Genomic DNA, 12,041 nt, shown 5'->3' with positions numbered 1-12,041 from the left:
GACCAAGGTCTTGGTACCACGGTGCCATTGCCTGTGCGCTTGCCGGCGGGAGTCGGGGGGAGACTGCCCCCGACGTCGGTGGCAAGCGCATGCAGAGACGGCAGTCTGGCCGTTCGTCTTATCGCAAAGGGGTTAGACATGATCTCCGATACCGTAGTGGAGCTGTCGCGGTTCCAGTTTGGCATGACCGCGCTCTATCACTTCCTGTTCGTCCCGTTGACCATCGGCATGGCCTTCCTGCTGGCCATCATGGAATCCCTGTATGTGATGACCGGCAAGCAGGTCTACCAGGACATGACCAAGTTCTGGGGCAAGCTGTTCGGCATCAACTTCGCGCTCGGTGTCGCCACCGGCCTGACGATGGAGTTCCAGTTCGGCACCAACTGGGCCTATTACTCGCATTACGTCGGCGACATCTTCGGTGCGCCGCTGGCCATCGAGGGCCTGGTGGCCTTCTTCCTCGAATCCACCTTCGTCGGGCTGTTCTTCTTCGGCTGGGACCGCCTGAGCAAGCGTCAGCACCTGATGGTGACCTGGCTTGTCGCCTTCGGCTCCAACTTCTCTGCGCTGTGGATCCTGATCGCCAATGGCTGGATGCAGAATCCGGTCGGGGCGGCCTTCAATTTCGAGACCATGCGCATGGAGCTGACCAGCTTCGCGGATGTCATCTTCAATCCGGTCGCCCAGGCCAAGTTCGTGCATACCGTGTCGGCAGGTTACGTGACCGGCGCCATGTTCGTGCTCGGCATCAGTGCCTTCTATCTTCTCAAGGGGCGGGATCTGGGCTTTGCCAAGCGCAGCTTCGCCATCGCCGCGGCCTTCGGACTGTTCTCGGTGGCCTCGGTCATCGTGCTGGGCGATGAGTCCGGTTATGAGGTGGGCGACGTGCAGAAGGCCAAGATGGCCGCCATCGAGGCGATGTGGGAGACCGAGCCGGCGCCGGCGTCCTTCACGCTGATCGGTCTGCCCAACGAGGAGACCCAGCACACCGATTACGGCATCCACATTCCCTATGTGATGGGGCTGATCGGTACGCGCTCGCTGGATACCGAGATTCCGGGCATCAAGGAGCTGACCGAGGAGCACCGCGGACGCATCGTCAATGGCATGCAGGCCTATGATCTGCTCCAGCAGCTGCGTGAGGGTCAGGACGATATCGCGACCCGTAAGGCCTTCGATGCCGTCAAGCAAGATCTCGGTTACGGCATGCTGCTCAAGCGCTATGTCGAGACGCCCTCCGATGCCACGCCGGAGATGATCGACAAGGCCGCGGCCGACTCGATCCCCCCGGTGGCGCCGATGTTCTTCTCGTTCCGCATCATGGTCGCCTGTGGCATGGCGATGCTCGCGATCTTCATCGTCGCGGTATGGATGAGTGCCAAGCATCGCTTCGATGTGCGCCCCTTCCTGTGGATCTGCCTGCTGTCGATCCCGCTGCCGTTCATCGCGGTGGAGACCGGCTGGTTCGTGGCCGAATTCGGGCGTCAGCCCTGGGCGGTCGGAGAGATCCTGCCGACCTTCATGGCGGCCTCGAGCCTGGATGAGTCGGATCTGTGGTGGTCCATCGGCGGTTTCCTGGCCTTCTACAGCCTGTTCTTCGTGATCGAGATGTGGCTGATGTTCCACTTCGCGCGCAAGGGACCCTCTTCCCTGCATACCGGCCGCTATCACTTCGAGCGCGGCGCCCTGCGAGACGACGAGGGCATGTCGCTCAATCCTTCGCTGTCATTCAAGGAGTAATGGATCATGTGGGATTACGAGATCCTCAAGCTGTTCTGGTGGGTGGCGGTGGGTCTGCTGCTGATCGGCTTCGTCATCACCGATGGCATGGACATGGGCGCGGCGATGCTGATGCCGCTGGTCAGTCGCAGTGACAGCGAACGGCGCGTGGTGATCAACACGCTGGCGCCGCACTGGGATGGCAATCAGGTATGGCTGGTCACCGCCATCGGTGCCGTCTTCGCGGTGTGGCCGGTGGTCTATGGCGCGGCGTTCTCCAGCTTCTATTTCGCGATGCTGACCATCCTGTTCTCGCTGTTCTTCCGTCCGCTGGGCTTTGACTATCGCTCCAAGCTCGAGAGCCCCCAATGGCGGGGCTGGTGGGACCGCGGCATCGTCGCCGGCAGCCTGATTCCCACTGCCTTCTTCGGCCTCATCTTCGGCAATCTGCTGCAGGGCGTGCCACTGGAAGTCGATCAGTACATGCGTGCCAGCTACGACGGCAGCTATCTCGGGCTGTTCAATCCCTTCGCGTTGCTGTGTGCGGCGCTGTCCGTCGTGATGGTGATGCTGCATGGCGGTACCTGGCTGGTGGCGCGTGCCGATGACGCCGTGGCGGCGCGCAGTGCGCGTCTGGTGCAGCCGCTGGGACTGCTTTCGCTCGGGCTGTTTGGCCTGGGCGGACTGTGGGTGTGGTTGTCCGGCATGGGCTACAGCATCGACCAGATGGGCGATACCGGCACGGCGCTAAAGCTGCTGGACAAGCAGGTCGGCCCCGGCAGCTGGATGGATGTCTACGCGCGTGAGCCGCTGACGTTGCTCGCGCCCTTGGGCGCCGTGGCGGGTATCGTCACCGCGATGTGGCTCTCGGCCAGACGTCAGGGCGGGGCAGCCTTCACGGCCAGTTCCGTCGGGGTCGGCGGTGTGGTCGCCACCGCAGGCATCAGCATGTTCCCGTTCATCGTGCCGTCCTCGCGCATGGGCGAGGCCAGCCTGACGCTGTGGGATTCGGTTTCCAGCGAGCTGACACTGTCCATCGTCACCGTGGCGGGGTTGGTGATGGTGCCGACCATCATCCTCTACACCACCTGGTGCTACGTGAAGATGTGGCGGCGCGTCACGGTGAGTCACGTCGAGCAGGACGGACACAGTCTGTACTGAGGCAGGCAGCCGACACTGCAACCGCTTTTCCCGTACGCTTCATAACTGCATCATTGGGCGAGGGCGCCGCCCTCGCCGGGAGACGACTTCATGTGGTATTTCGCCTGGATTCTCGGTGTACTGCTGGCCTGCTTCGCGGGCATCATCAATGCATTGTGGCTTGAGCAGACTCACACCTTTGACGATGATTGAGGCAGGCGGCCTCAACGATGCTTCTGCGCCGCCGACCGTTCTGATCAAGGAGAGCTCGATGTCACGACCCTGGTACGCCTCACGACCACCGGCTTGGTGCCGAACTCGCCCTGCCCATCTGGCCTCGCTGCTGCTGTCTGCCATGGTGGCCATCTGGATGCTGCTGGGGCCGGATGCCATCGCCTCGATGGCCACCGGGCCGCGCTATCTGATGCTGCTGATCGCGCTGTGGGGGCTGGGGGCCGGCTTCACGCATGGGGTCGGTCTGGTGCCGCGTCATGCCACGCGCGCCTGGCTGCTGGGCGCACCGCTGAGCTGGTGTCTGCTGCTGATCACCCTGATCGCCCTGAGCATGAGCTAGCCACCGCGATGCCTTGAAAGTCCCGAGAGGGGTCACTCCATGAGTGGCCCCTCTTGCGTTGGGGGGGGGGGCCGGCGCGAGAAGTGTCACCGGGGAGGCAAGCGAGCCCTTCTTGAGCGGCAGCGACATGCGATATCGCTTTACATCCCGCCAGTCCGCGCCCTATAACGCCAGTGCAACCGCGTGAGAGGGGGCCTGGAGGTCACCGCGATTCGCTCATGCCCTTGGCCCATGCCCTGGGCTTGTGCATCCGGGCGTGGTGGGCCAGGCGTCATTGCAATCCCTCCTGCGAGCCCCACCTAACACAAGAGACCCCCTGTGCGCCCGAGCGTGCTGTCGTGGGGGTATGGCTGGGCGACCGATATCAACAACAATGGTTCACGAGCGATATCCAGACCGCTCTTCGAGGAGGAAGGCATGCGATCATCCGTTGACTCTGCCCGCGGTTCGGCCCGCGGACCCGAGGGAAGCAGGCCGTCCACGGCGTCTGCAGGTTATATCCCGCGCGACATGACACGGCGCCAATCAGGCGACTGGGTGCTGTCGCTGGTGGTGCCGGTGATGAATGAAGAGGAGACGATCGCGCCGTTTCTTGCCGCCATCGATGCCACCCTGGCAGCGCAGGTACCGCACCTGGAAATCCTGTTCGTCGACGATGGCTCCAGCGATGCCACCCTGGCGCGCCTGGAAGCTGCCGCGGCCGATGATTCACGTATTCGTTATCTGAGCCTGACACGCAACTTCGGCAAGGAAGCGGCCATGAGCGCCGGCATCGAGCAGGCGCGAGGCGATGCCATCGTGCCGATGGATGTCGACCTGCAGGACCCGCCCGAGGTGATACTCGAATTCATCACCCAGTGGCAGGCCGGCTACGACATGGTCTATGGCGTTCGCGCCGCGCGTGATGAAGACACCGCCACCAAGCGCAAGACGGCAGGATGGTTCTATCGCATCTTCAATCGCCTGACCTTTACCGAGATTCCACGGGACGCCGGGGATTTCCGACTGCTGGATCGTCGGGTCGTCGAGGCGTTGCGCCGCATGCCGGAGCGCAACCGTTTCATGAAGGGACTGTTCTCCTGGCCCGGTTATCGCTCGGTTGGCGTCACCTATCAGCGCCCGGCGCGGACCGCCGGCACGACCAAGTTCAACTACTGGAAGCTGTGGAACTTCGCCCTGGACGGCGTGGTGAGCTTCTCGACCTGGCCGCTGCGGGTCTGGACCTACCTCGGCGCGTGCATCGCGGGGCTGTCCTTCCTCTACATTCTCGTCATCATCAGCAAGACGGTGCTGTTCGGCATTGATGCCCCGGGGTATGCGTCCCTGATGATCGCGGTGCTGTTCTTCGGCGGCATGCAGCTGATTTCCATCGGCGTGCTGGGCGAATATCTCGGGCGCCTGTTCATGGAGACCAAGCAGCGGCCGCTGTATCTGATCGATCACGACAGCCTGCAGGATGGCCCCGGTGGCGCTACCTCGCCGGACAGCGGGCTGGACAGTGGCCTCAGCACGGCGCGGGTCTTGCGCGGACAGCGTGACCGTGAGGCCAGTCGCCGCCGTGAATCCTGTCAGAGTGCCGAGCCTGACATGACGCGAGGAGACTCGCGTGAGGGATGATGCCACGTCACGCCGGACGTCCAGCACCGCAGAGCGGGCACGACAGGAAGCCGGCACCGCCACCCGTTTCGGTCTGGTGGGGCTGGCCGCCACGGGGGTGCACCTCGCGGTCGCCGCGTTGATGCTGTTTCTCTGGCCACCGCTCAATGAATTCATCGCCAATATCGTGGCCTTCTGTGTGGCCTTCCAGGTCTCGCTGGTGGGGCATCGACGACTGACCTTCAAGCGACAGGGCAGCGCCTGGCGGTTCGCGCTGGTGGCGGCCAGCGGCTTCGCGCTCAACAACGGGCTGCTGGCCGTGCTGATCCAGGGGCTCGGCATGAGCGGCTTCGTGGCCATCGCGATCGCGACGCTCTCGGTACCCGTCGTGACCTATCTGGCATCACGACTCTGGGCCTTCAAGGAATGAGCCTCATGAACGACAGCACTGCCGTGAAGGCCGAGCGGATGGGCAAGGGACGGCTGGCGGCCCTGGGGGCCGCGCTGGTCGCCGAGACACCATCGCCGAGCGAGGCGCTAGCGCGCGCACGCACCGCCAGCATTCCCTGGGCACATATCCTGCTGGCACTGGTGATCACGCGGCTTGCGTGGCTGGCCATCGCCGCCCATGGCGATCAAAGCTACCTGCATGCCATGGCCCAGTTCGATGGCAGCTGGTTCAAGGGCATCATGACCCGTGGCTACGATGTCGAAGCCCGGGGCATGAGCGACGGTGATGCCGCCAACTGGGCCTTCTTTCCGCTCTATCCTGCCCTGTTGTGGCTGGTGACGCTGGGCGGCCAGCTCGACCCGGAGCTGATGGGCGTACTGCTGAGCAATGTGCTGCTGGCGGCGGCCCTGGGGCTGGGGTGTCGCTATCTTGCCATCACGCGCCCTGATGCCTCGCCGCTGCTGTTCGTGTGGCTGGTCGCCAGCATGCCGTACAGCTTCTATTTCAGTGCGCTGTACTCGGAATCGCTGTTCTGGCTGTTGTGTCTCGCATCCCTGATCGACTGGCGCTGTCAGCGCACCGGACGGGTGATGCTGTGGACGTTGCTGCTGTCGATGACACGGGCCACCGGGGTGTTCTGGGTCATCGCCATGGGCATTGAGCTGCTGGCGCGTCTGCGTCTGGCGGCCTTCGCCGAGCTGTGGCGCCGCCCCGACTGGCTGTTGATCGGCGTGATGGGGCCGCTGGGGCTGTTTCTGTTCATGGCGGTGCTCTACCACCAGACGGGCGATGCGCTGGCCTTCAGTCACGTGCAGATCTCCTGGGGCCGCGAGATGGGAAATCCCATCGTCAATCTGGTGCAGGGGCTGGGGTACTGGTTCACGGCGCCGGAAACGCTCCGGCCCGCCTGGCAGGCCAGCATGGCGCTGATCGGCATCGCGTTGATCGGCTGGCTGGGCCTGCAGCGGCGCTGGCTGGAGATGGGCCTGGCGGCGTTCACCCTGTTCATTCCGCTGGCCACGGGGCTGGATGCCATCCCGCGCTACCTGATCGGCATGCCGGTGTTCGTGCTGGCGCTGCTGGATCTGCTCACGCGCCTCCCGAGCCGACTTGCCTGGGGGCTGGTCGCCCTGGGCGCGCTTTTCAACCTCTGGCTGGTGGAGAACTGGTATGACGCCGCATTCTGGCTCGTCTGATGTGAGTGCGGACCTCTCCGCCACTTCGGGAGGGCGCGCCGACGCGCGTTACGGCGTGCCGACCCGCTTGAGCCGGCGGCGTCTCTGGCTATTGCTGGCGACGGCCGCCGTGCTGGCCTTCGAACTCTGCATGCTGTGGCTGGCACGCACCCCTCAGGTGGATGACCACTACCGACGCTACTTCATCGAACACGCCACCACCTGCTATCGCCCGATGGGTGAGGTGCCGGTTCTCGCCTTGGGCGAGCGCTATCCCGTGCGCAAGGGGGAGCCGCTTGGCAACTGCGGCGTGCTGTGGGAAGGGTTCTATTCGCCCAAGGAGGATCGGCCGGTCAGTGCACGCCAGGCGCAGGTGGGTCTGCGTCTGAAGGTCACGCCGGGCCTCAGGCAGCCGGTCGTGGTGGCACTCGCGCTGTCACGCTATCCCGATGACGCCGAACCCCGCCCGGTGGAGGTGTGGGGGGAAGGCGAGCTGTTGGCCCGCTGGCCGGTGGGCGGTCGTCAGGCCAGCCACGAGGTGGAGGTGCCGGAGCGGTTGATCCAGCCGGACGGCAGCCTGCATCTGACGCTCAAGGGGCCGCCGCCCATTGCCCCGCGGGATGTCGGGATCGATGGCAACAAGTTTCCCGTCGGCCTGCGCCTGGATAGCGTGATGTTGCGCTCGACCCTGGGGCTGACGCCGCCCGACAGTGCTCCATGACCCTGACCGGCGGCGCGCGATGGCACTGACGCGGCGACGATAGTCAGGTAAATTGTGCGCGCGGCAACGTGAATGATCCGTCCGACCGAGCGGCAGTTCGCCTGATGGTGAACGGCTCGTGTCCTATCAAGAGAAAGCGCCCGGTAGTCAGTGACTGTCATCGCAAGGGGCTTACAAGGAGTTAGTGTGGATTTTCTGAATGCCATTCCCATGGAAACCGACCAGTTGTTCGAGCTGGCGTTGTGGTGGGGCGGGACCCTGTTGTCAGCACTGGCCGTGCTGGTGTTCGGGATGTGGGTGGCCAAGCGTCTGACCCGCTGGGTCACCTCGCTGTTGCAACGCAAGAGCATGGACGAGGCGGCGGCAGGCTTCGTCGGTCAGATCGCCTACGCGATTCTGGTGGTCATGGTGCTGCTGACCGCGCTGGATCAGGTGGGGGTCGATACCACGTCGATGATCGCGGCGCTGGGTGCGGCGGGTCTGGCCATCGGTCTGGCACTGCAGAGCTCACTGTCCAATCTGGCCTCGGGCTTCCTGCTGGTGACGCTGCGTCCGTTCAAGAAGGGCGATTACATCGAGGCCGCCGGGACGTCCGGCAGCGTCGACCAGATCACCATGCTGCAGACTCGTCTGGTGACGCCGGACAATCGCAAGGTCACCGTGCCCAACTCCAGCGTGATGTCCCAGACCATCACCAATTATTCGGCACTGCCGACACGTCGTCTGGATCTGGTGGTCGGGGTCAGCTATGACGACGACATCCGTCAGGTCAAGGCGGTGCTCGAGGAGCTGGTCAACAGCGACGAGCGCATCATGAAGGAGCCGTCCTACCTGATCGCCGTGGCGGAACTGGCCGACAGCTCGGTCAACTTCAACTTCCGCATGTGGTGCCAGGCCTCCGACTACTGGGCACTGAAGTGGGACATGACCGAGCGCATCAAGCTGACCTTCGATGAGCGCGGCATCAGCATCCCCTATCCGCAGCGCGATGTGCATATCCATCAGCCGGGCAGGGCGGCCGAGTAAGCCACCTGTCCTCGCGTGATGGCATGACTTGCCATGACATGACTTGCCATGACATGAAAGAACGCCACCTTCGGGTGGCGTTTTTTTGTGGCGCGAGTCAGCTACTCTCGAGTGTGGCAGTGGTTCATCCTCCAGGACCGGGAGTGTCGTCTCTTGTACATGATCATGGATCTGACTCGTCGCCAACGTCGCCAGGCGTGGCGCCTTCTGCTTGCCAGCCTGGCCGTGCTCGGCATCGGGCTCGTGCCGCTGTTAAGCCAGCAGGCCCTCTATCTGGATGACATGAGTCGTACCCTGGATGGCTACTTCGGATGGGGGCTGAATGCCCGGCCGGCCGCGGAAGGCGTGATGCGCCTGCTGGGCTTCGGGGGAGAGCTTGTCAATGTCGCGCCCTTGCCGCAGCTGGCGGCCTGGGGCATCGCGGCCGGTATGGCGCTGGTCTGGTGGCGCCGGGTGCCGGGGCTCTCGCCGGGCGTCTGCGTGCTGGGCAATGCGCTCATCTGGCTGACACCCTTCACGCTGCAGAACTTCAGCTATGCCTACGACAGCCTGCCGATGAGTCTCGGGCTTGCCAGCGCGATGCTGGCCAGCCTGATCCTGCGCCCGGGTGTCCACGGGCCGGGGCAACGTTCGCAGCGCCGCTGGCAACCTTCATTGATGGCGCTGGGATTGCTGCTGCTGGCCCTGTGCTGCTACCAGCCGGCGCTGAACGTCTTTCTGGTACTGAGCCTGCTGGACGCCCTGATGGGGTCGCGCCCGCGCGGGGTCGAAAGGAGAGAGGCTGAAGAGAGAAATACCGAAGAGAGGAAGTTCGAAGAGGGAAAGACCGAACAGAGTGAATCGGTATGGCGCGCCTGGCTTGCGCTGCTGCAGCGCGGCGGACTGGTGCTGGCTGCCTTGCTGCTCTACCTGCCGCTGTCACGACTGCTGGTGGCGGGCGACTACAGCCAGCAGCACGGCGAGATGCTGTCGCTGGGGGATCTGCCGGCGCTGCTGGCCGCCTTGGAGCAGCATCTCGTACAGGCACTTGCCGCACTGCGTGGCGGACTGGATCTCGTCAGCGGGGCACTGAGTGGCAGCCTGCTGGTGGTAGCGCTGGGGGCGGCGCTGATGACAGCAGGCCGGCGGCATGGCGCACGCCAGGTGTCCTCGCGCCAGCTGACGCTGGAGCGTCTGAGTCGTCTGCTATGGGCGCTGCTGCTGATACCTGCACTGTGGGGGCCGATGCTGATGCTGGCGGAGCCGGTCTTTCACTCGCGCACCCTGGTGGGCTGGGGGGCACTGCTGGGCGGTGCCCTGATGCTGAGCCTGGCGGGCCGGCAGGCGAGAGGCTCCGAGCGCTTCACGCTGCGGCGCTGTCTGCTGGCGCTGGCGGCACTGCTGTTGCTGCGTCACTGGTTGATCTTCGCGGCCTGGAGCAATGCGCTGGCCGCCCAGCAGACCCATGAGACCCAGCTGGCGCGTGAGATCGTCACCCAGGCACGTGAGCTGGGACTGCCGATCACCTCACCACGTGACCGCGACACCTATCGGCCCCATGACGAGCTGGCGGTGCAGGTGCTGGGGAAGGCGCCGCTGGCACCGCTGGCGCGGGTCGCTGAGCGTCAGGTGCCCGCCGTGCGCCAGAACCTGATCGCCGCCTTCACGCCTGACAACTATTGGGCTGTGGTGAGATTGCGCATGGCCGGTGCCAGTGCGGCGACCCTGCTGCGCGATGATGAGCGCAAGGCCAGTATCAAGGAGCCGCCTGTCTGTGACGAGCGCGCGTCAGTGGATGCCCCGGGAGATGAGGGGGGATCGCCGAGAATCTTCACCCAGACCTTGCGGGAGGGTGTCTGGGTGATCGACTTTCGCACCGCCGAGAACTGTCGCCGAGCAGACGTGAGACCCTGACGTGCGTCCAGACGCTTGCCCAGGCGCTTGCCCAGACGCTTATCCAGACACGACAACGCCGCCCCGAGGGGCGGCGTTGTCGTGTCTCACGGCAGATCATGCTGCCGAGTTCGATCAGGCGTGGTTCTCGACCTGTTCGAATTCGTCGGTGATCTCATCGCTCGGCGCTGCGGTCATGATGCTGACCACGTAGATGGCGATGTAGGCGAAGATGACGCCCGGCACGATCTCGTAGAGGTCGAAGATGCCACCGGACAGCTGCTTCCAGACCACCACGGTCACGCCACCGACGATGATGCCGGCCAGAGCGCCGAAGCGGTTCATGCGACGCCAGTACAGCGACATGATCAGCGCCGGACCGAAGGCCGCGCCGAAGCCGGCCCAGGCGTAGGACACCAGGCCCAGTACGCTGGAGTTCGGGTCCAGTGCCAGCACCCACGCGATGATGGCGATGCCGATCACGGCGAAGCGACCGACCCACACCAGCTCGGACTGGGTCGCGTCCTTCTTGAACAGCGCCTTGTAGAAGTCATCGGCCAGCGCAGAGGAAGACACCAGCAGCTGGGAGTCGGCGGTGGACATCACGGCAGCCAGGATGGCGGCCAGCAGCACGCCGGCGACCGCCGGGTGGAAGATGAAGTTCACCATGACCATGAAGATCTTCTCGCTGTCGGCCAGATCCTTCGGCACATAGACGAGACCCAGCAGGCCGATGCAGATGGCGGCGAACAGCCCCAGGGCTGACCAGATGACGGCGATGGTGCGTGCGGTGCCGACATCCTTCTCGCTGCGGATGGCCGCGAAGCGCGCCAGGATGTGCGGCTGACCGAAGTAGCCCAGACCCCAGGCCAGTGACGAGATGATGCCGACCAGCGTCAGGGCTTCACCGGTGGAGGCGTCACGGAACCATTCCAGCAGCAGCGGGTTCTCGGCGGTGATGCGCGAGCTCGCTTCTGCCACGCCACCCATGTCGGTGAGCGCGACGATGGGCACCACGATCAGCGCGGCGGCCATCATCAGACCCTGGATGAGGTCGGTCCACGACACGGCGAGGAAGCCGCCGAAGAAGGTGTAGGACACGATGGCGATGGTGCCGACGGTCACGGCGATGGTGTAGTCGAGGCCGAAGACGGTCTCGAACAGCTTGCCGCCCGCCACCAGACCGGAGCTGGTGTAGAAGAGGAAGAACAGCAGGATGAAGACGGCCGAGATGACACGCAGCATCTTGGAGTTGTCGCGGAAGCGCTTCTCGAAGTAATCCGGCAGCGTCAGGGAGTCGCTGGCGACGAAGCTGTAGATACGCAGGCGCTTGGCGACGATCAGCCAGTTGAGCCAGGTACCGGCCAGCAGGCCGATGCCGATCCACGCAGCGGACAGACCACTGAGGTAGGCCGCACCCGGCAGGCCCAGCAGCAGCCAGCCGGACATGTCAGAGGCGCCGGCGGAAATCGCGGAGGTCCAGGGGCCCAGTGAGCGGCCGCCCAGGATGTAGTCCGACATGTTGGAGGTGCGCTTGTAGGCCAGCAGGCCGATGCCAAGCATCACCGCCAGATAGACGGCAAACGTGATGAGAATTGTGGGGCTATTTTCGACCATCGTGGAGTAAATCCTTTGCATTTATTGTTGTCGGACGTCGAGCGTTCCGATAATCCCGGAGGAGATGGCACCGCCTGGTGCATCACCGCCATGGCCCTGAGCACCTACCGAATGTCACCGTCCTGCAAGGGCTGGTGCCATTCTGTATAT

Annotated in this window: 11 protein-coding genes; 10 read left to right on the top strand and 1 reads right to left on the bottom strand. The window is 64.3% G+C overall.

Annotated features, from left to right (window positions below):
* Positions 1–138: 138 nt before the first annotated feature.
* From HXS66_RS01290 to HXS66_RS01245, 10 genes are all read left to right on the top strand, one after another.
* Positions 139–1,740, top strand: coding sequence for a cytochrome ubiquinol oxidase subunit I (locus HXS66_RS01290; RefSeq protein WP_084209032.1), 1,602 nt, complete (start codon positions 139–141; stop codon positions 1,738–1,740).
* 6 nt (positions 1,741–1,746) lie between these two features.
* Entirely contained in the window at positions 1,747–2,880 is a 1,134-nt protein-coding gene (gene cydB / locus HXS66_RS01285) for a cytochrome d ubiquinol oxidase subunit II (RefSeq protein WP_077372590.1), read from the top strand.
* A 90-nt stretch (positions 2,881–2,970) separates the two neighbouring features.
* On the top strand, positions 2,971–3,072 hold the full coding sequence (gene cydX, locus HXS66_RS01280) for a cytochrome bd-I oxidase subunit CydX (protein ID WP_024951692.1): 102 nt from the start codon (positions 2,971–2,973) through the stop codon (positions 3,070–3,072).
* A 58-nt stretch (positions 3,073–3,130) separates the two neighbouring features.
* Positions 3,131–3,433, top strand: a complete 303-nt coding sequence (locus HXS66_RS01275) for a cyd operon YbgE family protein (RefSeq protein WP_167593034.1) — start codon at positions 3,131–3,133, stop codon at positions 3,431–3,433.
* Positions 3,434–3,943: 510 nt separating this feature from the next.
* Positions 3,944–5,050 carry a glycosyltransferase family 2 protein gene (locus tag HXS66_RS01270; protein ID WP_084209030.1) on the top strand — a complete coding sequence of 369 codons (1,107 nt, stop codon included), beginning with the start codon at positions 3,944–3,946 and terminating at the stop codon, positions 5,048–5,050.
* Positions 5,040–5,459, top strand: a complete 420-nt coding sequence (locus HXS66_RS01265) for a GtrA family protein (RefSeq protein ID WP_176502699.1) — start codon at positions 5,040–5,042, stop codon at positions 5,457–5,459. The genes HXS66_RS01270 and HXS66_RS01265 overlap by 11 nt, the downstream gene beginning before the upstream one ends.
* A 5-nt stretch (positions 5,460–5,464) precedes the next feature.
* Entirely contained in the window at positions 5,465–6,676 is a 1,212-nt protein-coding gene (locus HXS66_RS01260) for a hypothetical protein (protein WP_176502698.1), read from the top strand.
* A complete protein-coding gene (locus tag HXS66_RS01255; protein ID WP_084209027.1) occupies positions 6,651–7,376 on the top strand; it encodes a hypothetical protein in 726 nt (241 codons plus the stop codon). The genes HXS66_RS01260 and HXS66_RS01255 overlap by 26 nt, the downstream gene beginning before the upstream one ends.
* A gap of 186 nt (positions 7,377–7,562) precedes the next feature.
* Complete coding sequence (locus HXS66_RS01250) at positions 7,563–8,402, top strand: mechanosensitive ion channel family protein (protein WP_240499561.1); 840 nt, start codon at positions 7,563–7,565, stop codon at positions 8,400–8,402.
* Positions 8,403–8,567: 165 nt separating this feature from the next.
* Complete coding sequence (locus HXS66_RS01245) at positions 8,568–10,295, top strand: glucosyltransferase domain-containing protein (RefSeq protein WP_176502697.1); 1,728 nt, start codon at positions 8,568–8,570, stop codon at positions 10,293–10,295.
* 114 nt (positions 10,296–10,409) lie between these two features.
* Here HXS66_RS01245 and putP read toward each other — a convergent pair whose 3' ends face one another.
* Positions 10,410–11,891: a sodium/proline symporter PutP gene (gene putP, locus HXS66_RS01240; protein ID WP_077372611.1), complete on the bottom strand. Its 1,482-nt coding sequence runs from the start codon at positions 11,889–11,891 to the stop codon at positions 10,410–10,412.
* Between the last annotated feature and the right edge of the window lie 150 nt (positions 11,892–12,041).

It is taken from the genome of Cobetia sp. 5-11-6-3, from assembly GCF_013374055.1.
Classification (GTDB): domain Bacteria; phylum Pseudomonadota; class Gammaproteobacteria; order Pseudomonadales; family Halomonadaceae; genus Cobetia; species Cobetia marina.
Note: the sequence above shows the minus strand (reverse complement) of the source record. Positions and strands in the feature narration are given on the sequence as shown.